We start from the raw sequence: 21,343 nt of genomic DNA on the forward strand, positions 1-21,343 counted from the left end.
ATGGTGACGTTCGCGCAGGCGCAGGAGCGCGCGGAAGAGTGGGTCAACGGTGACGTTCCGGCCTATCTGCACCGCGAGGTGCGGGTGCGGGAGTTCGAGCTGGGGTTCGTGGTGTGGGCCGAGGACCGGCCCGAGGGACCGCGCTCGGACGGGGGCGCGCAGCGGCTGGTGATCGCCCGCGACAGCGGGGAGGCCACGCTGTGGCCCGCGCTGCCGGTGGGCGAGGTGATCCGGCGCTACGAGGAGGAGTACGGCGCTCCCCAGGACGCGGTCCCGGCACCGCCGTCGCCTCCTGCCCGGGTCGACCTCAACCAGACGTCGTTCCTCTTGTCGCCGCCGGAGTGGTTGCAGGAGGCGGCGGACAAGCTGGGGATCCCGGATCGGCGGGGTGAGGCCGGGGGGGACGGCGCCGGGACCGGGACCGGGGGTTCTGTGGCTGGGGGTTTGACGGCTGGGGCGGCTGGGGTTGCGGCCGGGCCGTCCGGAGCCGGGGCGACTGGGCTCGGGGCGACTGGGGGCGGGGGCTCTGGTGCCGGGGTTTCCGGTGGTGGGGTTTCCGGGGGTGGGGCGTCTGGGGATGGGGCGGGCGCTGCCGGTGGCACGGGTGGTGTGGCGCCGGATCCGTCGCTGCCGCAGACGCAGGCGGGGGTGCCGGGGAGTGGGCCTGCGGAGACGCGGGCCGGGTCCGGGGCCGGGAGTGCCGTCGGTGACGGTTCCGCCTGGCCGAGTGCCGGTGATGCGGGTCCGAGTGCCGGTGACGCGGGTCCGGGTGCCAGTGGTGCGGGTCCGAGTGCCGGTGGTGCCGCCTCCGGTGCGCCGGGTGCTCCGGCGGCGGGCGCCTCGGTGCCGGGTGCTCCCGCCGTGCCGCCTGGCGCGACGCCGTGGACGGGTACGGACACGAACGCCGACGCGGCCGACGACCGTTCCGTCCCCCTGCCGGCCACCGTCTTCGCCCCGCCGCTGAGTGGCTCCGACGACGAGGGGGCGCCGCCCGTCGCCCCGGCCGATGCCAAGACGGCGCTGATGTCGGGCGGCAGCCAGCTTCCGCCGACCGCGGTGGCGCCGGCGCTGCGGGACTTCGACCAGCCGGGTACGGCGGGCCCTTCGGGGGCGCCTTCGGGCGTTGGTGCGCCGGGTGGTGTGCCGGGTGCGCCCGGCGCGGGGACGGCCGGTGCGCCTGGCGGGGCCGGAGGTGCGGGGGCGTCTGGCGGGACTGGTGCTCCAGGGGCGCACGGCTCGCAGGGCGCGGGCGCGGTGTACGTGCCGGGGCACACGCCTCCTCCGTCACCTCCTGCGTACGGTTACCCGGGAGCGCCGGGCGCAGGTGTGCCGGCAGTTCCCGGCGCCCCCCAGACGCACACGCCGCCACCCGCGCCTCCGGCTGCGCCGTCGTACGGCTATCCGCAGGGCGCCGGCGCACCGGGAACTCCGCCGGCGGGCGCTCCGCAGGACATGCCGGCGCCCGGCCGGCCGCTCGCGCCGAACGCCGGTGACATCGCCGACGCCGCGACCAGCAAGGCGGCGCCTCCACCGCGTCGGGGGCGCGGCGGGACGCCTCCGCCACCTCCGTCAGCGCCGGGCGCGCCGGGCGCGCGGCCCGGTGGTACGCCCCCTCCGTCGTCCGCGCCGGGGGTGCCGGGAGGGTCGGCGGGTGGGTATGTGCCGACTCAGCTCGTGTCGGCCCTGGGGCCTGACGGGCCTGAGGGCGCACCAGATGCTCCGGGCGCTCCGGGTACGCCGGGTGCACCCGGCGCGCCGCAACCTCCGAGCGCCCCCAGCGAGTCGAACACGCCTGGCGGTACCCCCCCGGGCGGCGTCCACCATGCCGCGACGGTGCTCGCCGATCCTTCCCAGATGGGAGCGGGTGCCGGCGCGGGTGGGGGCGTGGGTGGAGGCGCTCCTCAGCCTCCTGGTGCCCCGGGTGCCCCGGGTGCGCCGAACGCGCCGGGCGCCCCTCAGCCCCCTGCCGCCCCAGGTGCTCCGCATGCGCCCGGCGTGCCGGGAGTGCCGGGCGCCCCCGCGGCCGCGCAGCCGCCGGGCGTGCCGAATGTGCCGGGCGCCCCCGCGGCCCCCGCCGCCCCGGGCGGCGGTCGGGGCGCGGTGCACCATGCGGAAACGGTGCTCGCCGCGCCCCCGGTGGGCGGCCCCGGCGCGCCGCCGCCTCCGCCGGGCGCACCTGGAGCTCCGGGCGCCCCCGGTACGGTGCCGGGCGCCCCGCAGCCGACGCCGCCGGGCGTGCCGGGGCCGGGCCGGCCGCCGTCGTACGGGTATCCGCAGCAGCCGACCGGTCAGCCGACCGTGGGCCCGGGCTACCAGGCCGTACTGCGGTACCGGGCGCAGGACGGCTCGGAGCAGCAGGTGATCCGGCGTTCGGCGCCGGGCACACCGCACCCCGAGTGGCAGATCTTCCACGAGCTGCGGGCGATGAACGTGCCGCCGAACCAGGTGCTGGAGCTGCACACCGAGTTGGAGTCGTGTGAACTGCCCGGTGCCTACTGCGCGCGGATGATCCGGGAACAGTGGCCGCAGGCGCGCATCACGAGCATCGCGCCGTACGGCACGGACCACGCCAGCCGTCAGCAGGGCATGCGGCAGTTGCTCGCGCACCAGGGCGAGTTGCACCAGGTGGCTGACGGCCCCGCGCGTCCGGCGCCGGTGCGGGCGCCGCTGCCGCCGGTGCAGCCGGCGCCGCCGCTTCCGCCGGAGGCGATCGCGCAGGAGCTGGCAGCGGCTTTCGGGCCGGGGATCTTCCGGTTCGAACAGGCTGCGGTGTCCCGGCAGGGAGTGCCGCCGGTGGTGGCGCACACCCTGGTGGTGGCGGGGCTGCCGACGGACATGGGCCCGTTCTTCTGGGCGCAGGCCCAGCCGGGCCGCCCGGTGCCGACGCTCGCCGAGCTGGCCCAGGAACGCGGGGTGCAGCCGGCGTCGGATGCCGGGTCGTACCTGGTCATGGGAAGCGACTTCGGCAGGGCCGTCTGCGTGCAGTACGGCACGGCGAACATCGTCGCGGTGCCGGTGGAGGCGGGGCCGGGCGGTGCGCCGGTGGCGCCGCAGTTCGTGAACACGGGGCTGCCGGAGTTCCAGCGCTGCCTGGCGTTGCTCGGCCGGATGTGGCGGCTGCGGTTCGGTCTGAACCAGGAGCAGGCCGGCCGCTGGACCGTCGATTTCCAGGCCCAGTTGGCCGCCCTCGACCCGGCCGCGCTGGGCTCGCCGGAGAGCTGGTGGTCGGTGCTGCTGGAGCAGATGTGGGACGGCCTCTTGTAGCGAGGACGCGGACGCCGCACTGAAGGCGGTGTCCCCGAGGGCCGGGCCCGGTCGTACCTGAGCGGGCCCGGCCTTTCGGTGTTCACCTCCGTGCCGTGCCGTGCCGCTCGCCGGGTGAACCCACAGGCGGGTGACACTCGTGCCCGCTCGCGGCCTCCTCGCCGCGCCGTGTCATGAACCCTGCGTCCGATCCCGAGACGAGCGCGACACCTTTCTGGGCGCGGGGGCGTGAGGGCGTGAGGGCGCGGGGCGCGCAGGGGGGGGGCGCGAGTGCAGGGGCGGGGCAAACGCCCGGGTGTGCCCGCCCCCACCACACCACCCGACGCTCCCCGGGCGCCCCGCGAAAAGCGTTTCCCGGCCCGGTACAGGCGCCTCTACGGTTGCGCCGTGGAGCTGACCTACCGGCGTTTCGACCCTGCCGACGCCACCGACGTCGACGCGCCGGTCGGCTTTCTCACCTCGGACACCTGGCCGTTCCACGGGCAGGCGGTGGTCGACGAGGAGGGCACGCGTCAGCGGGTCGCGGGCGGTGACTTCGACGGCGACGGCACCAGGACATTCTGGATCGGCGCGGGCGAGGAAGTCCTGGGCCTGGTCCGCCTCATGGACCTGGAGGACGCTACCCCCTTGTTCGACCTGCGGCTCCGCTCCCGGGACCGGGGGCGGGGTGTCGGCAGCCGGGCGGTGACGTGACTGACGGCGTATCTGTTCGACACGTTCCCGCACGTCACGCGGATCGAAGGCACGACACGTCAGGACAACGTGGCCATGCGCCGCGTCTTCCGGGCCTGCGGATACGTCGAGGAGGCGCACTACCGGCAGGCCTGGCCGACGGAGGACGGAACGGTGTGCGACGCGGTCGGCTACGCGATCCTCCGCCGGGACTGGCGGACCGGCACGACGACGCTGCCCGACTGGGACGACGAACCCCTGCGGGTGAGCCGGGCCCAGGCTGCCCGCTGCCGGCCGGCCCACTGATGGCCGATGCGGCGCCGGGCAGGCTGCCGCTAGGCATCCCTCCGTGCGGCCCCCGCCAGGATCCAGCTCTCGACCGACTCGTACCGCCGGCGCTGTTCCTCCGCGTCGCGGCGGCCGGAGAGCACCGTCCCGAGCCAGCCCAGGGCGAAGCCGAGCGGGATGGTGACGATGCCGGTGGTGGTGAACGGGAACCAGTTGAAGTCGGCCTCCGGGAAGGCGGAGACGGGTGACCCGGAGACCAGATTGGTGCCCGGCATCAGCAGCAGCACCGACACGGTGCCGCCGATCAGCGTGGTGAGCAGGCCGGTCCGCGTGTAGCGGCGCCAGAAGAGGCTGTAGACCAGGGCGGGCGCGAGCGCCGAGGCGCCGAGGCAGAAGCCGAGGGTGACGAGCGGCTGCAGGCTGCGGTGCTGGACCTGCGCCGCCAGCAGCACCGTCGGTACGCCGACCGCCAGGGCGGAGAGCCGGGCCAGGAGCATCTCGCGGCGCGGGGAGATGTCGCGGACGTGGGCGGCGAAGACGTCGTGGGCGAGGGAGTTGGCGCAGGCGAGGATCATGCCGGCAACGGAGGCGAGGACGGTGAGGAAGATCGCGGTCGTGACCGTGGTCAGCAGCAGTGTCTCGCCAGTGGAGATCTCCGAGCCGAAGGCGGCCCGGGAGCCCAGTAGATAGGCGGTGTTGCCCTGCGGGTCCGCCTCGGCGATCACGGCCCGGCCGATCAGGGCCGTCGCGCCGAACCCGACGACGGTCAGCACCACCACGAACAGCGCCACGCACGACACCGCCCAGGACAGGGAGCGCCGCACCTGCCGGGCGCTGGACGCCGTGTACATGCGCATGGTGATGTGCGGCAGGCAGGCACCGCCCAGGACGACCGCCAGTTGGGCAGTGATCATGTCCAGGCGCGGGTACGGGCTGCCGGCGAACTCCAGGCCGGAGCGCAGGAAGGCGTCCCCCACCCCGCTGCCCTGCGCCGCCGCGTCGAACAGGGCGCCGGGGTTGCCGTCGAAGCGGGCCAGCACCACGACGGCGACGACCGCGCCCGAGCCGAGCAGCATCACGATCTTCAGCATCTGGATGAGGGCGGTGCCCTTCATGCCGCCGATCGCCGCGTAACTGATCATCAGGACGCCCATGCCGATGACGCATCCCGTCTTCAGCGAGTCGCCCGAGAAGCCGAGGATGAAGGCGATGAGCTGGCCGGTGCCGGCGAGTTGGACGAGCATCATCGGCACCAGCGCCGCGAGCGTCACCGCGCACGCCGTGATCCGTACCGCGCGCCCCGGCATCCGGCGGGCGAGCGCGTCGCCCATGGTGAACCGGCCCGCGTTGCGCAGTGGTTCGGCGAGCAGGAACATCAGCAGCATCAGCGACAGCGCCGTACTGAGGGCGAGGACGATCCCGTCGTAACCGCACAGCGCGATCACGCCGGTCGTGCCGAGCACGGTGGCCGCCGAGATGTAGTCGCCTGCGATGGCCAGACCGTTGCGCAGGGGGGAGAGGGAGCGGTAGCCGGTGTAGAACTCGTCGAGGTCGTCGCGGTCCGGGCCGGTCATCACGCACAGCAGGAGGGTGATGGTGGCGACGGCGGTGAAGGCGACCAGGGACATGGTCTGCGCGGTGCCGCCGAGCCGCAGCGGGAGGCCGCCGTCGCTCTGCGCCTGGGTCTGCAGTGCGTTGAGTGCGTGTGAGGGGTTCACCGGCGTGCCTCACGCTTCGCGTCGACCTCGGCCTGGCGGCGGATGAGCTGGGCGAGGGGGTCGACCTGGCGGCGTGCGGTGTGCTCGTAGAGCGCGATCGCCAGCCAGGTGACGGGCAGTTGGACGAGCGCCAGCAGCAGCCCGGCGGGCAGCCCGTCGGCGACACGGGCGGTCATCAGGCCCGGTGCGTACGCCGACAGCAGCAGGAAGACCGTGAAGTAGCCGAGCGCGGTCAGGGTGGCGACGCGGCGCTGCCGGCGGTAGGCGGTGCGCAGTTCCCGAAGGTCGCTGTGGTGCCCGAGGGGGGCGTGGGCCTCGGTCCGGTGCGCCGGCGCGTGCGCTGGTGGCGCGGGCGGCTGCCAGGGGTACGTCGGCTGTTGGTGCGGCGCTCGGTACGACGTCGGGTGCGGTGGTCGGTACGGCGGGTACGACGGGTACGACGAGGGGTCGTAGGACATCCCGTGCTCCTTGCGTGGCTCGGGTCCTGGGCGGTGGACCGCAGGGAGTGGGGGGCGAGCCCGCACGTTACTTGCTGGTAGGCCGGACGCGAAGAGTTTTCACCGAACTGGCCGGTCGGTATGCGCTTACTGTGCGAGGCGGGGTGTGACCTGCGGTGTTGCCGGCGTTAACCGACCGGCCTCCCGCCGCTGTCACTCCCCTCGGACCGGAAACCGGCGCGGGGCGAGCACCAGCAGTGCGACGAAGGCCAGGGCGGCCGCGCAGGACGCGCACAGATAGACGGCGCGCACGGCGTCGGCGACGGCGCGCCGGGTGGTCTCGGACGCCGTGCCGGTGTCCAGGCCGTGCGCGACGGCATCCAGGCTGCCGGCCCCGCCGAGCCGACCGGCCAGGACGCCGTTGGCGACCGCGCCGAACACGGCCGCGCCGACCGTCTGCCCACTCTGTCGGCAGAACAGCACAGAGGCGGTCGTAGTGCCCCGCTCCGACCAGCCGACCGTCGACTGCACACCCACGATGAGCGGTAGCTGGAACAGGCCCAGCGCGCCCCCGAGCAGCAGCATCAGCAGCGTCGGCTGCCAGGGCGTGCCGGGGTACGGCAGGAAGGGGAACGCCAGCAGGATCAGCGCGGCCGCGCCGATGCCGAGCAGCGCGGTGTCGCGGAAGCCGATGCGCCGGTAGACGTGCTGGCTGAACGCGGCCGACACCGGCCAGCTGAGCGTCCACACGGACAGCACGAACCCGGCGGTCACCGGACCCAGCCCCAGCACGGCCTGCGCGTACGTCGGCAGGAAGACCGTCGGCGCGACCATCAGCAGGCCCAACGCGCCCAGTGCCAGGTTCACCGCCACGATCGTGCGGCGCCGCCACACCCACCCGGGGATGATCGGCTCCGCCGCCCTGCGTTCCACGAGCACCACGACCGCCACCAGGACCAGCCCCGCGCCGAACAGCGCCAGCGAGGGTGCCGACAGCCACGGCCACGCCACCCCGCCCTGCACCAGCGCCGTCAGCAGCACGCCACCGCACGCGAACACGGCCAGCGCTCCACCCCAGTCCACGCGCGCGCGTACGGACGCCCGCCCGTCACGCGCGGGTACGCGCGAACAGCCCGCACGCGCGCGTACGGACGAACGGCCTCCCCGTCTGCGTCCGGGGAAACGGCCTCTTCGCGCGCGTACCGGTGCTTCCGCCTCCTGGCCGCGCCTGAAGACATCCCCCTTGCACGCGAGCCTCGAGGTGTCCCCCTGATCCGCGGCCGGCTTCGCCGTCCGCTGCGGCTCGTGCAGGTGCCGGGCGATCAGCCACACCGCCACCGTGCCGATCGGCAGGTTGACGAGGAAGATCCAGCGCCAGTCGGCGTACGCCGCCAGCACCCCGCCCACGGCCGGCCCGGCGACCGCCGACACCGCCCACACGGTCGACAGCTTCGCCTGGATCTTCGGCCGTTGCTCCAACGGGTACAGATCGGCGGCGAGCGTCTGCACCGTGCCCTGCAGCGCCCCGCCACCCAGCCCCTGCACGACTCGGAAGGCGATGAGCGCCCCCATGTTCCACGACGCGGCGCACAGCAGTGAACCCAGCAGGAACACGGAGGCCCCGGCCACCAGAACGGGCTTGCGGCCGAAGGTGTCGGAGAGCTTGCCGTAGACCGGCAGGGAGACCGTGACGGCGAGCAGGTATCCGCTGAACAGCCAGGAGAACACCGAGAACCCGCCCAGATCCCCGACGATCTGCGGTACGGCGGTGGAGACGATGGTCGCGTCGAGGGCGGCCAGTGCCATGGCGAGCATCAGGGCGGCGACGACCGCGCCCCGCCGCTCGGTGCCGATGTGCGGGGCGGCCTCGTCGCGCACCGCAGGACTCGTACCGCCCACCCCGCAGCCCTCCCGTGCCCCTTGCAGCCATCCGCCGGGGACAGCTTCCCATCCCGGGCACCGGCGCGGGGGGAGAGTTGCTCCTCACCCCACGTGAGGAGGGAGGCTGACGGGGCCGAGGTGCGGGAGGACCCCGAGAGGGGATCCACCTCAGGGGGGACTCCCCTTAGGGGTGCCTCCGTACTACGGCTCGGGGAGGGTTCGTACCGTCGGAGGAGGAGGGGGGACCACCGTCGTCCCTAACCTGGTTCCACGTCGTCGGGGGGCGGCGGGGCGGACAACCCCACCTCTCGGGGGTGGGGTTAACCCCCGGAGAAGACGGTGCCGAGCACCAGCGCGCCGCACCCGGTCCGGCCGGAAGACTGGACGACGTACCGAGCGCGACGCACCACAGCACCACAGCACCACCGCACGGACGCACCACCGCTCGACGCGCGACCGCGAGAGCGCACGAACCCGCGGACGTACCGCGGACCAGGCACCGGGCACCGGCAACGGTGCCGACCACCAGGCACCACCGCCCGCCCGGGCGCGTGCCGTTTCGCTGACCGACATAGGAGACTTACCGTGACATCGGCTGTGACCATTCCCAGGCACGGGGGCACTGGAGGGCGTACGGCCGTTGCCGCGCGGGCGCGGCAGGTCGTCAAGGCGTACGGGTCCGGGGAGACCCGGGTCGTCGCCCTCGACCACGTCGACGTGGACATCGCCCGCGGTCAGTTCACCGCGATCATGGGCCCCTCGGGTTCCGGCAAGTCCACCCTGATGCACTGCCTCGCCGGTCTCGACACCGTGACGAGCGGTCAGATCTACCTGGACGAGACCGAGATCACCGGCCTGAAGGACAAGAAGCTGACCCGGCTGCGCCGGGACCGGATCGGATTCATCTTCCAGGCCTTCAACCTGCTACCGACACTCAACGCCATCGAGAACATCACGCTGCCCATGGACATCGCCGGCCGCAAGCCGGACCAGGCGTGGCTGGACCGGGTCGTGGAGACCGTCGGTCTCGCCGGGCGGCTGAAGCACCGCCCGACCCAGCTCTCCGGCGGTCAGCAGCAGCGGGTCGCCGTGGCGCGCGCCCTGGCCGCCCGCCCGGAGATCATCTTCGGGGACGAGCCCACCGGAAACCTCGACTCGCGGGCCGGCGCCGAGGTCCTCGGCTTCCTGCGCCGCTCGGTCGACGAGCTCGGTCAGACCATCGTGATGGTCACGCACGACCCGGTGGCGGCGTCGTACGCGGACCGCGTGCTGTACCTCGCCGACGGCCGGATCGTGGACGAGATGTCCAATCCGACCGCCGAGCAGGTCCTGGACCGCATGAAGGACTTCGACGCCCGGGGGCGCACGTCATGACCGTCCTGAAGACGTCATTGCGCAACTTCTTCGCGCACAAGGGACGCATGGCCCTGTCGGCTGTGGCGGTCCTGCTGTCGGTGGCCTTCGTCTGCGGGACCCTGGTGTTCACCGACACCATGAACACGACCTTCGACAAGCTCTTCGAAGCCACCTCGTCCGATGTGACGGTGAGTGCCAAGGGCGCCTCGGACACCGGTGAGACCACGGCCGACAACGGCAAGCCGCCGGTCATGCCCGCCGCCGTCCTCGACAAGGTGAAGGGCGCCCAGGGCGTGCAGGCGGCGGAGGGAACCGTCTTCTCGACGTCCGTGACCGTCGTGGACGCCGACAAGGACAGCCTGTCGCCGTCCAACGGCGGGCCGACCATCGTCGGCAACTGGAACGCCAACGATGCGCGCACCATGACGATCTCCCCCGGCGCGGCACCCGAGGGCCCGGACCAGATCGTCGTCGACGCGGACACCGCCGACAAGCACGGTCTCGGGATCGGCGACCAGCTCGGTGTGATCACCGCGGTGGGCACGCACACCGCCAAGATCTCCGGCATCGCCACCTTCGAGGTCACCAACCCCGGTGCCGCCATCTTCTACCTGGACACCAGGACCGCCCAGGAGACCCTGGTCGGCGAGACCGGTGTCTACACGAACGTCAACGTCACCGCGGCGAGCGGCGTCAGCGACGACCAGCTCAAGAAGAACGTGACGGCCGCGCTCGGCGGCGACTACAAGGTGCAGACGGCCAAGGAGACCGCGGACGCCAACCGTGAGGACGTCGGCGAGTTCCTGAACGTGATGAAGTACGCGATGCTGGGCTTCGCCGGGATCGCCTTCCTGGTCGGCATCTTCCTGATCATCAACACCTTCTCCATGCTGGTGGCGCAGCGCACCCGTGAGATCGGTCTGATGCGGGCCATCGGCTCCAGTCGCAAGCAGGTCAACCGGTCCGTTCTCGTCGAGGCGCTGCTCCTGGGCTTCGTGGGCTCGGTCCTCGGCGTCGGCGCGGGCGTCGGCATCGCGATCGGCCTGATGAAGCTCATGGGCCAGATGGGCATGAACCTGTCCACCGACGATCTGACCGTCGCCTGGACGACCCCGGTGATCGGCATGATCCTCGGCGTCGTCGTCACGCTGCTGGCCGCCTACCTGCCCGCCCGGCGGGCCGGCAAGGTCTCCCCGATGGCCGCGCTGCGCGACGCCGGTGCTCCCGCCGACGCCAGGGCGGGCCTCGTCCGCGCCGGGCTCGGCCTGCTGCTGACCGGTGCGGGCGGTTATGCCCTCTACCTGGCCGGCAGCGCCGACAAGGCCAAGACGGGCTCCGGGTGGCTGGGGCTGGGCGTGGTGCTCACCCTCATCGGCTTCGTCGTCATCGGCCCGCTCCTCGCCGCCGGCGTGGTGCGCGTCCTGGGCGCCCTCCTGCTGCGCGTCTTCGGTCCCGTCGGCCGGATGGCCGAGCGCAACGCGCTGCGCAACCCGCGCCGTACGGGTGCCACCGGTGCCGCCCTGATGATCGGCCTCGCGCTGGTCGCCTGCCTGTCGGTGGTCGGCTCCTCCATGGTGGCCTCGGCGACCGACCAGCTCGACAAGAGCGTCGGCACCGACTTCATCATCCAGTCGGACAACGGCAGGCAGAAGATCACCCCGCAGGCTGTCGAGGCCGTCAGGAAGACACCCGGCCTGGCGCACGTCACCGAGTACAAGTGGAGCAAGGCCGACCTCACCACTCCGGACGGCGAGACCCTGGGCACAGCGGTCACCGCCGCCGACCCGACCTACGCGACGGACCTGCGCACCGAGACGGTCGCCGGCAAGCTCGCGGACGCCTACCGGCCCGACTCGATGTCGGTCGACGAGGAGTTCGCCCAGGACCACGGGGTCGAGCTGGGCTCCACCGTGAAGGTCGATTTCAGGGACGGCCGGACGGCCGACCTCACCGTCCGGGCGATCACCAGCAGCGACGTCGTCATCGACCAGGGTGCGATGTACATGTCCATCGAGACGATGGCCAAGTACGTCCCCGCCGGCAGGATGCCGCTCGACCAGATGGTCTTCGCCTCGGCGAAGGAGGGGCAGCAGGACGCGGCATACGCGGGTCTGAAGTCGGCGCTGCACGACTTCCCCCAGTACACCGTGCGGGACCAGACCGACTACAAGCAGGCGCTGAAGGACCAGATCGGCCAACTGCTGAACCTGATCTACGGCCTGCTCGCCCTCGCGATCATCGTCGCCGTCCTCGGAGTGGTGAACACGCTGGCCCTGTCGGTCGTCGAGCGGACCCGTGAGATCGGCCTGATGCGCGCCATCGGCCTCTCCCGCCGCCAACTGCGCCGCATGATCCGGATGGAGTCGGTGGTGATCGCCCTGTTCGGTGCCCTCCTCGGCCTGGGCCTGGGCATGGGCTGGGGCGCCACCGCCCAGAAGCTCCTCGCCCTGGAGGGCCTGAATGTCCTGGACATCCCTTGGCCCACGATCACCTACGTGTTCGTCGGCTCGGCCTTCGTGGGCCTGCTCGCCGCCCTGGTCCCGGCCTTCCGCGCGGGCCGCATGAACGTCCTGAACGCCATCGCGACCGACTGAGCGAGTCCCGCGGGCAGACCACGGCGCACACGGTCGCCCGGAGGGCAGGACCACCGCACACGGGGGTTGCGGGGGAAGAACCCGGCGCCGGCGAGTCCCAGGGGCTCGCCGGCGCCGGGTGCGTCGGCGTGGCGGATCGCTTCCTCCGAACGCGCGTACCCGCCCGCCCGGCGCGGTGCCCGCCGCGGCCCGGGGTTGTCCACAGCCCCGGCACGCCGCGCGGGCAAGTCGTACGCTGGACACCCCCGGCGGGTTCCGCGTCGGGCCCTTCGTGTTGCCCACACCTTTCCCACACCTGGAGAAAGCCGCTCCATGAGCCTGCACGGTCTGCTCGACGCCGTCGTCAAGGACACCGCCCTCGCGGAAGCGATCAAGGCGGCCGCTGACGGCAACCGCATGCACCTCGACCTGGTCGGCCCGCCGGCGGCCCGCCCGTTCGCGATCGCCGCGCTGGCCCGCGAGTCGGCCCGGCCGGTCCTCGCGGTCACGGCGACCGGACGTGAGGCCGAGGACCTGGCCGCAGCGCTGCGCTCGCTGCTGCCCCCGGCCGGCGTCGTGGAGTACCCGGCCTGGGAGACCCTGCCGCACGAGCGCCTCAGCCCCCGCAGCGACACCGTGGGCCGCCGCCTGGCCGTGCTGCGCCGACTCGCCCACCCCAGGGAGGAGGACCCGGAGACCGGGCCCGTCTCGGTCGTCGTGGCGCCCGTCCGCTCGGTGCTGCAGCCGCAGGTCAAGGGGCTCGGTGACCTGGAACCGGTGGCCCTGAGGTCCGGCTCGACGGCCGACCTGAACGAGGTCGTCGAAGCCCTCGCCGCGGCGGCGTACGCGCGCGTGGAGCTCGTCGAGAAGCGCGGCGAGTTCGCCGTGCGCGGCGGCATCCTCGATGTGTTCCCGCCCACCGAGGAGCACCCCCTGCGCGTCGAGTTCTGGGGCGACGACGTGGAGGAGATCCGCTACTTCAAGGTCGCCGACCAGCGCTCCCTCGAGGTCGCCGAGCACGGCCTGTGGGCGCCGCCCTGCCGCGAGCTGCTCCTGACCGACGACGTCCGTACGCGCGCGCGTGCCCTCGCCGAGGACCACCCGGAGCTGGGCGAACTGCTCGGCAAGATCGCCGAGGGCATCGCCGTCGAGGGCATGGAGTCCCTGGCGCCGGTCCTCGTCGACGACATGGAGCTGCTGCTCGACGTGCTGCCCAAGGGCGCCATGGCCGTCGTGTGCGACCCGGAGCGGGTGCGCACGCGTGCGGCCGATCTCGTGGCGACGAGCCAGGAGTTCCTCCAGGCGTCCTGGGCGGCCACGGCGGGCGGCGGCGAGGCGCCCATCGACGTCGGCGCGGCCTCCCTGTGGTCCATCGCCGACGTCCGCGACCGCGCGCGCGAACTCGACATGATGTGGTGGTCGGTGTCGCCGTTCGCCGCGGACCTGGAGCTGGAAGCGGACACGCTGAAGCTCGGCATGCACGCGCCCGAGACGTACCGCGGCGACACCGCGCGGGCGCTCGCCGACACCAAGGGCTGGCTGGCCGACGGCTGGCGCACCGTGTTCGTCACCGAGGGCCACGGCCCGGCTGCCCGCACCGTGGAGGTGCTCGGCGGCGAGGGCATCGCCGCCCGCCTGCACACCGACCTCGGCGAGCTGAGCCCGTCGGTCGTGCACGTGGCGTGCGGATCGATCGACCACGGCTTCGTCGACCCGGCCCTCAAGGTCGCCGTCCTCACCGAGACCGACCTGACCGGCCAGAAGGCCGCCGGCCGTGACGGCACCCGGATGCCGGCCCGCCGCCGCAAGACCATCGACCCGCTCACCCTGGAGGCCGGCGACTACATCGTCCACGAGCAGCACGGCGTCGGCCGCTACATCGAGATGGTGCAGCGCACCGTCCAGGGCGCCACGCGCGAATACCTGGTCGTGGAGTACGCGCCCGCGAAGCGCGGCCAGCCCGGCGACCGCTTGTACATTCCCACCGACCAGCTGGAGCAGATCACCAAGTACGTCGGCGGCGAGGCACCCACCCTGCACCGCCTGGGCGGCGCGGACTGGACCAAGACCAAGGCGCGCGCCAAGAAGGCCGTCAAGGAGATCGCGGCCGACCTGATCAAGCTGTACAGCGCGCGGATGGCGGCCCCCGGCCACGCCTTCGGCACCGACACGCCCTGGCAGCGCGAGCTCGAGGACGCGTTCCCGTACGCGGAGACCCCCGACCAGCTGACCACCATCGCCGAGGTCAAGGACGACATGGAGAAGTCGGTCCCCATGGACCGGCTGATCTGCGGCGATGTCGGCTACGGCAAGACGGAGATCGCGGTCCGCGCGGCCTTCAAGGCCGTCCAGGACGGCAAGCAGGTCGCCGTGCTGGTACCGACGACGCTCCTGGTGCAGCAGCACTTCGGCACGTTCTCCGAGCGCTACTCGCAGTTCCCGGTGAGCGTGAAGGCACTGTCCCGCTTCCAGTCCGAAGGCGAGGCCAAGGCGGTCCTGGAGGGCCTGCGCGAGGGCTCGGTGGACGTGGTCATCGGCACCCACCGGCTGTTCTCCTCGGAGACGAAGTTCAAGGACCTCGGCCTGGTCATCGTCGACGAGGAACAGCGCTTCGGCGTCGAGCACAAGGAGCAGCTGAAGAAGCTGCGCGCCAACGTCGACGTCCTGACGATGTCCGCGACACCCATCCCCCGCACCCTGGAGATGGCGGTCACCGGCATCCGCGAGATGTCCACGATCACCACCCCGCCGGAGGAGCGCCACCCGGTGCTGACCTTCGTCGGCCCCTACGAGGAGAAGCAGATCGGCGCCGCCGTCCGCCGCGAGCTGCTGCGCGAGGGCCAGGTCTTCTACATCCACAACCGGGTCGAGTCCATCGACCGCGCGGCCGCGCGACTGCGTGAGATCGTCCCCGAGGCCCGCATCGCCACAGCGCACGGGCAGATGTCGGAGACGGCGTTGGAGCAGGTCGTCGTCGACTTCTGGGAGAAGAAGTTCGACGTGCTCGTCTCGACGACCATCGTCGAGTCCGGGATCGACATCTCCAACGCGAACACGTTGATCGTGGAGCGCGGCGACACCTTCGGTCTGTCCCAGCTGCACCAGCTGCGCGGTCGTGTCGGACGAGGACGCGAGCGCGGGTACGCGTACTTCCTGTACCCGCCGGAGAAGCCCCTGACGGAGACGGCACACGAGCGGCTCGCCACCATCGCCCAGCACACGGAGATGGGCGCGGGCATGTACGTGGCGATGAAGGACCTGGAGATCCGCGGCGCGGGCAACCTCCTCGGCGGCGAGCAGTCGGGCCATATCGCGGGCGTCGGCTTCGACCTGTACGTGCGCATGGTCGGCGAGGCCGTCGCGGACTACCGACGGCAGCTGGAGACCGGCGAGATCCAGGAGGAGCCGCCGCTCGAGGTCAAGATCGAGCTGCCCGTCGACGCGCACGTCCCGCACGACTACGCCCCCGGCGAGCGCCTGCGCCTGCAGGCGTACCGCTCGATCGCTTCCGCCAACACCGAGCAGGACATCAAGGCCGTACGGGAGGAACTCACCGACCGCTACGGCAAGCTGCCCGAGCCGGTGGAGAACCTGCTCCTGGTGGCCGGCCTGCGGATGCTGGCCCGCGCGTGCGGCGTCGGCGAGATCGTCCTCCAGGGCACCAACATTCGCTTCGCGCCCGTGGAGCTGCGGGAGTCCCAGGAGCTGCGCCTGAAGCGTCTCTACCCGGGGACGGTCATCAAGCCGGCCGTCCACCAGGTGCTCGTGCCGCGGCCGAAGACCGCGAAGGTCGGCGGAAAGCCACTGGTCGGGCGGGAACTGCTCGGCTGGGTCGGAGAGTTCCTGGCGTCCGTGCTGGGGTCGTAGGGCGGCGCCGCGGTTCGGCGCGCCGGGCCGCGGTTCGACGGGGGAGCGGTGGCTCGGCGGGCGTGAGGGCGGTGCGGCGGGCGCGCAGTGGCGCGGTTCAGGGCGTCGTAGTACCAGTCGGGCGTGTAGCGCCGGTACGTCGTGCGGTGGGAGTTGCCGGGAGCCGTCGTCTTCGGTGATGCCGGCCCTGAGCGACGTGCCCGCTCCTCGTCGCGCCGGACGGCGGTGTCGCGTTGTCAGCGCGCCGGGAACAGGGTGAAAGGCAGTGCACGGAGCACGTCCTCTGGGTCGTCCTCGCCGATGAGGGTGTCGAGGTTGTGGCTGAGGAGGAGAGTGGCGAAACCGTGAGCGAGTGACCAGACGGCGACGCGGGAGAGGCGGGGGTCGGCGGGAGACCCGGCGTGGTCCGCGCCGGGAACGGAACCCGGCTCGTGCCCGGGAACGGAACCCGGCTCGCGGCCGAGACCGGCGTCCGGGCTGGTCGAGCCGTCGGAGTCCCGGGCGGCGATCGCGTCGGTGAGCGCGGCGGCCGAGAGGGCGCGGGCGGTGATCAGTTCGAGGTCGTCGGCGCGGAGCAACTCGGGAGCGAACATCACCTGGAAGTGCGCGGGGTGCCGACGTGCGAAGCGGACGTAGCGCACTCCGGCGTCCCGCAGGTCCGTCGCCTGGGCGATCGTCTGGGCGAGCAGCCCATGTCCCTCGGCCGCGATGGCGGTGAGCAGGCCGGTGCGGTCCTTGAAGTGGTGGGCGGGTGCCGCGTGGGAGACGCCGGCGCGGCGGGCCAGGTCGCGCAGGCTGAGGGCGGACGGCCCGTCGGCGGCGATGACGTCGAGCGCGGCGGAGAGGATCGCCCGCCGGAGATCACCGTGGTGGTACGGGCGGCGGGAGGCGTCGAGGGAAGGCACGGCGGGGGGTTCTGCACTCATGGACAGCAGCGTACGCCAGATCTAGGCATTGACAAGTTCGATGGGGTCGGTGCAATCTTGTCAGTGACTAGTTACTGAGGCGGCCGTGCGGGCTGACCGTGACGAGGGGGATGCGCATGTCCGAGGTGAACGAGGAGACGGTCGAGCCGGGCCGGGCGCGCCGGCTCTGGCATCTGCTGGAGCCACTGCACTCGGTGCTGTATTTCGCGCCGGAGGTCTTCGAAGAGGCGGCCGGGCTCGGCTACGACACGCGGGAGCGATGGCTGAGCTATTTCCCGCTGCGTTCCGCGCCGCTGGGTCCGGTCGCCGATGGTGTCGTCGCCTCGGCGTTCTACAGTTTCAGTCCCGTCATGGTCGCCACCTGCATGGCCGGGGCGTGGGAGACCGCGAGTCCGGAGGAGGTGCTGGCGGCGCGACTGCGGGGGGGTGGACCGTGCGTACCGCGCGCTCTTCGGTGACCGAGTGAACAGCTCCGAACTGGCGGAGGCCGCCGCCCTGACTCGACGGGCCGCCGAGGCGGCGGATCCGGCCGGCCGGCCGTTGGCCGCGGCCAACGCCGCACTGGCGTGGCCGGAGCAGCCCCATCTCCAGCTCTGGCAGGCGGCCACGATCCTGCGGGAGCACCGCGGCGACGGTCATCTCGCCGCCCTGCTCCTCGCCGGACTGGACCCGGTGGAGGCCCTGGTGTCGTTCGCTGTGACGGGCGCGGCCTCGGAGCGCCGATTCGAGAGCCGGGGCTGGACCGCCGACGAGTGGGCGGCCGCCCGAGCCCGCCTGGCGGACCGCGGCCTGGTGGACGAGCGGGACGGCGCGGCGACGCAGGCCGGCCGTGACCTGCGCCGCCGTGTCGAGCAGGACACCGACCGCCTCGCCCTGGGGCCTTGGCAGACCCTCGGCAAGGATGCCGCGGACCGCCTCTCTGACCTCCTCGGTGACTACTGGGTGGCGGTGATCGGCTCAGGCCTGCTGCCATCGGAGACGACCTTGGGGATAGGCAAGGTCTGAACTCGGCCGACGGGGCAGAGGGGCAACCCGGCGGGCGCCGGGTGCCGGAAGGCGAGAGGCGGGGGCTTCCGAAGCGTCAGAGCCGGGCGGTAGAGCGGGTCGTCAGCGGAGGGCGCACAGCAGGGCCGGACGAGTGGCGCGGAACGCGCGGAGTCGCCCGCGGCAGGTGATCCGCGGGCGGCTCCGTTCCGCGGCGGTGTCCGTGAGTCGTCTGTGACGGGCCGCGGGCCGGGCTGGGCAGCGGTGAAGTCCTATGGTTGCTCCGGCCGGTCGCGGTCCATGCCGAGCCGGTCCTCCATCTTCTGCTGCGCAGCGTCGACCTGATCCTCGTACTTGCTGTCGGTCCTCTCGTTGGCCTTCCGTTCCGCCGCGTCGGACATGTCCCTGCCCTTGTCCTGCATGTGGCGGTTGCTCTTGAACCTGTCGAAGATGCCCATCCAGAGCTCCTTCCGGAGACGACTCACCATCGACCATATGTCGGAATCAAGAAGAATGCCCACCTGGAGGGAGGTGCCGCCCGAACCTCCCGACAGCCACTGTGCGCCCCCTCGTTACGGTGTAGGCGCATCCGCCGGGGGAAGACCGCCCTGGGCGGAACGGTAACGGGAGTCAGACCGAGGGGTGGGCAGACGTGAAGCGGCTGAAGGGCGGGGCGGCGGTCGGCGCGGCACTGATATGCGCTGTGACGGCGGGGTGCACGGACGGCGTCACCGGCCCCGGAACCCCAGGAACGAACCCCTCCTCCGCCGCCGCCGGAGGCGCCGCTCTGACCGCCGCGAAGGAGCTGACGGTCAAGGGGCGGGCGCCCAAGACGGGGTACGACCGCGACAGGTTCGGCACACCGTGGGCCGACACGGACTCCAACGGCTGCGACACCCGCGACGACATCCTCAAGCGCGACCTGGAGCGGGTGAAGTTCACCGGCGGTGACTGCAAGGTGTCCTACGGAGTGCTGGAGTCGGACCCTTACTCGGGCAAGGCGGTCACCTACCGGCGGGGTCGCAGCCAGGTCGACGTCGACCATGTCGTCGCCCTCTCGGACGCCTGGCAGAAGGGCGCCAAGTATTGGGACGGCAGCAAGCGCATAGCCCTTGCCAACGACCCGCTCAACCTGCTGGCCGTGGACGCGAGCACCAACCGCTCCAAGGGGGACGGCGACACGGCGACCTGGCTCCCGCCGAACAAGTCGTACCGCTGTCCCTACGTTGCCGCGCAGGTCGCGGTGAAGAAGAAGTACGGGCTGTGGGTGACGGCGGCCGAGAAGGCCGCGATGGTGAAGGTGCTGTCCGCCTGTCCGGAGCAGAAGCTCCCGTCGGGCGGCAACCCGACACGGGCACCGGAGCGCTTCCATGCGGACTGACCGGACCGACGGGGGCAACCGGGGCGACCGGACCGGCCGGGGCGTCGTCGGCTGAGGAGATCCTGCCCGGGCCGCAGGGAGCCGTCCGCGCCGATGAGGCCGTACCGGCGGGGGCCATCCGCCCGATGCGGCTGACCCGCCACGCGCGGTCGGACCGGCTGCCGTGCCACCCGTGACTTGCGTGCCATCCGTGACTGCGTCTGCGTGCCCCTACCGGGGCGACGGGGCGAGCGGATCGCGCCCGCCCCGATGACCGTTGCCGCCCCGGTCAGCTGTCCAGGTCGATGATGTCGCCGCTGGGCTTCCGGGCCTGCACCGGCTTGTCGAAGTCGCTGAAGGAGATGGTGCCCGGGTCCTCGGCGGAGGTGCTGTCGATGCGCAGCACGTACGGCTTGCCCTCGGTGGCGACGTACACCGTGTAGACGTCCTTGCCGTCCTTCTCGGTGACGGTGACGGCGGGCGTGCCGTCGACGGTGGTCGTCTTGCCCCGGGTGGCCACCGGGCGGCCTTCGTCGGTGTCGTCGAGCAGGGAGTTCAGGTCGCAGAACTCGGAGAGGTCCATCGCGTCCTCGCCCGTGGCGGTGGTCTTCGTCCACTTGCCCGCGAGCATGGTCACGATCGAATCGGCCTCGTCCGGCGACTCGCCCTTGCTCTGCGCGCGCAGGAACGCCTCGTTGTACTTCATGTACACGGTGTCGCCGGTCCGGATCAGGTCGGTCTTGCCACCGCCCATGCTCAGGGTGCCCGCACACTCGCCCTTCTTGTTCAGAGCCATGTCGATGGTGATGACGTCGCCGGTCTCATCGTCGGGAATGTCGCCCTTGACGCGGAGCGACGAGGTGCCCTTGGTGGCGGTCAGCGCGCGGTCGGCGATCTCGCCACCGCTGAGCCCGGCGAACGGGTCCCTCTCCGGTGTGGTGGTGGCCGAGGCGGTGGCGCCGGTGGACTTGTCCGAGGTGCTGACGGTGTCGCCCTTGTCGGACTGGCAGGCGGTCAGCGTGGTGGCGGTCGCGGCGGCGACGCAGAGAGCGGCGAGTGCGGTACGGCGCATGGGGTTCCTCGAATGGGGGTGTGATCTTGTGCTGTGGGTGAGTCGAGCGGTGCGGGGGGCGCGGGGGCCCGGCGGTGCGGGGGTGAGCGGGATGAGGACGGTGTGAGGACGGGGTGAGCGCTGAAGGTCAAGGGCGCTCACCCCGGTGTGAGAGACGCTCGGCCCCCGGCATGGGTGACGTTGAGCCCCTCGGCCGGCCGGGGCCGGTGGGTTGGTCAGCCGGTCTTGACCCAGTCCTGGCAGCCGGACGTGGTGAAGTAGCCGTCCGACGCGCTGAGGGTGACGACGGCGGAGCCGTTCACATTGTCGTTCGCAATGATCGACTCGTCCCCGTACTCGGCGTCCTTGGACCGCTCCCAGTAGCAGGAGTCGTCGCTGTTCCCGGTGGACTTGTAGGTGCCCGGGGCGATGTCGACGCCCACTTTGAACATGCCGCCCTCGCCGGCCATCTTCGTCGCCGGGTTGCCGGTGCCCTTGACCTTGGGGTCGACGGCCTCCCAGTCCGAGCAGTCGCTGGTCTTGAACAGCTTGTCGGTGGGCTTGATCGTCACGTAGCTGGTGCCGGTGACGTTGTCGTTGGCCAGGATCGAGTCCGCCTCGCCGGAGGAGTCCTTGGCTCGCTCCCAGTAGCAGAGGTCGTCGGTGTTGCCGGTGGAGCGGTACGTGCCGGGCTTGATGTCCATGCCGACCTCGTAGTCGCCGTCCCCGGAGAGCGCGGTCCCGGTCTTGTCCTGGCCGGCGCTCTTGCCGTCGCCGTCCGCGTCCTTCTTCTTGCCGGGCGTCGGAGCCGCGGAGGACGTGGTGCCTTTGCCGGCGCTGTCCTTGCTGCCGTCGCCGTCGTCGCCGGCGGTCGCCGAGACGACTCCGATGACGACGGCCCCGACGACGGCCCCCACCGCGATCTTCGTCTTCATGCCCATGGCTGGATTCCCTCCCCGTGCGTGG

General features: G+C 72.2%; 14 protein-coding genes and 1 pseudogene. 8 read left to right on the top strand and 7 right to left on the bottom strand.

Annotated features, from left to right (window positions below; genetic code table 11):
* From AC3ET3_RS11820 to AC3ET3_RS11830, 3 genes are all read left to right on the top strand, one after another.
* Positions 1-3,264, top strand: a complete 3,264-nt coding sequence (locus tag AC3ET3_RS11820) for an SUKH-4 family immunity protein (RefSeq protein WP_435612074.1) — start codon at positions 1-3, stop codon at positions 3,262-3,264.
* Positions 3,265-3,651: 387 nt separating this feature from the next.
* On the top strand, positions 3,652-3,957 hold the full coding sequence (locus AC3ET3_RS11825; protein WP_435612075.1) for a GNAT family N-acetyltransferase: 306 nt from the start codon (positions 3,652-3,654) through the stop codon (positions 3,955-3,957).
* Between the two features lie 75 nt (positions 3,958-4,032).
* Complete coding sequence (locus AC3ET3_RS11830; RefSeq protein WP_435612076.1) at positions 4,033-4,242, top strand: hypothetical protein; 210 nt, start codon at positions 4,033-4,035, stop codon at positions 4,240-4,242.
* A 29-nt stretch (positions 4,243-4,271) separates the two neighbouring features.
* On the opposite strand, the gene AC3ET3_RS11835 is transcribed toward AC3ET3_RS11830, so the two are convergent.
* From AC3ET3_RS11835 to AC3ET3_RS11845, 3 genes are all read right to left on the bottom strand, one after another.
* Positions 4,272-5,852 (bottom strand): sodium/solute symporter, encoded by a 1,581-nt coding sequence (locus tag AC3ET3_RS11835; protein ID WP_432135567.1) that lies wholly within the window; start codon positions 5,850-5,852, stop codon positions 4,272-4,274.
* Between the two features lie 86 nt (positions 5,853-5,938).
* Positions 5,939-6,400, bottom strand: a complete 462-nt coding sequence (locus AC3ET3_RS11840) for a DUF485 domain-containing protein (RefSeq protein ID WP_435612077.1) — start codon at positions 6,398-6,400, stop codon at positions 5,939-5,941.
* A gap of 192 nt (positions 6,401-6,592) precedes the next feature.
* A complete protein-coding gene (locus tag AC3ET3_RS11845; protein WP_435612078.1) occupies positions 6,593-8,278 on the bottom strand; it encodes an MFS transporter in 1,686 nt (561 codons plus the stop codon).
* 567 nt (positions 8,279-8,845) lie between these two features.
* Here AC3ET3_RS11845 and AC3ET3_RS11850 point away from each other — a divergent pair.
* The 3 genes from AC3ET3_RS11850 to mfd all read left to right on the top strand — a co-directional run bounded on the left by AC3ET3_RS11850 (position 8,846) and on the right by mfd (position 16,056).
* On the top strand, positions 8,846-9,634 hold the full coding sequence (locus AC3ET3_RS11850; protein ID WP_432135497.1) for an ABC transporter ATP-binding protein: 789 nt from the start codon (positions 8,846-8,848) through the stop codon (positions 9,632-9,634).
* Entirely contained in the window at positions 9,631-12,210 is a 2,580-nt protein-coding gene (locus AC3ET3_RS11855) for an ABC transporter permease (protein WP_432135496.1), read from the top strand. Before AC3ET3_RS11850 ends, AC3ET3_RS11855 begins: the two co-directional genes overlap by 4 nt.
* Before the next feature lie 312 nt (positions 12,211-12,522).
* Positions 12,523-16,056: a transcription-repair coupling factor gene (gene mfd / locus AC3ET3_RS11860; RefSeq protein WP_435612079.1), complete on the top strand. Its 3,534-nt coding sequence runs from the start codon at positions 12,523-12,525 to the stop codon at positions 16,054-16,056.
* Positions 16,057-16,292: 236 nt separating this feature from the next.
* Here mfd and AC3ET3_RS11865 read toward each other — a convergent pair whose 3' ends face one another.
* Entirely contained in the window at positions 16,293-16,982 is a 690-nt protein-coding gene (locus AC3ET3_RS11865; protein ID WP_435612080.1) for a TetR/AcrR family transcriptional regulator, read from the bottom strand.
* 116 nt (positions 16,983-17,098) lie between these two features.
* On the opposite strand from AC3ET3_RS11865, the pseudogene AC3ET3_RS11870 reads away from it, so the two are divergent.
* A pseudogene (locus AC3ET3_RS11870) lies at positions 17,099-17,987 on the top strand (SCO6745 family protein).
* A 251-nt stretch (positions 17,988-18,238) separates the two neighbouring features.
* Here AC3ET3_RS11870 and AC3ET3_RS11875 read toward each other — a convergent pair.
* Positions 18,239-18,424 carry an antitoxin gene (locus AC3ET3_RS11875; protein ID WP_432135492.1) on the bottom strand — a complete coding sequence of 62 codons (186 nt, stop codon included), beginning with the start codon at positions 18,422-18,424 and terminating at the stop codon, positions 18,239-18,241.
* A 194-nt stretch (positions 18,425-18,618) separates the two neighbouring features.
* On the opposite strand from AC3ET3_RS11875, the gene AC3ET3_RS11880 reads away from it, so the two are divergent.
* Positions 18,619-19,347 (top strand): HNH endonuclease family protein, encoded by a 729-nt coding sequence (locus AC3ET3_RS11880; protein WP_432135491.1) that lies wholly within the window; start codon positions 18,619-18,621, stop codon positions 19,345-19,347.
* 268 nt (positions 19,348-19,615) lie between these two features.
* On the opposite strand, the gene AC3ET3_RS11885 is transcribed toward AC3ET3_RS11880, so the two are convergent.
* Both AC3ET3_RS11885 and AC3ET3_RS11890 read right to left on the bottom strand, forming a co-directional pair.
* Positions 19,616-20,398: a hypothetical protein gene (locus AC3ET3_RS11885; RefSeq protein ID WP_435612081.1), complete on the bottom strand. Its 783-nt coding sequence runs from the start codon at positions 20,396-20,398 to the stop codon at positions 19,616-19,618.
* Between the two features lie 215 nt (positions 20,399-20,613).
* Positions 20,614-21,318: an Rv1352/Rv1906c domain-containing protein gene (locus tag AC3ET3_RS11890; protein WP_432135489.1), complete on the bottom strand. Its 705-nt coding sequence runs from the start codon at positions 21,316-21,318 to the stop codon at positions 20,614-20,616.
* Between the last annotated feature and the right edge of the window lie 25 nt (positions 21,319-21,343).

It is taken from the genome of Streptomyces sp. bgisy159, from assembly GCF_057707805.1.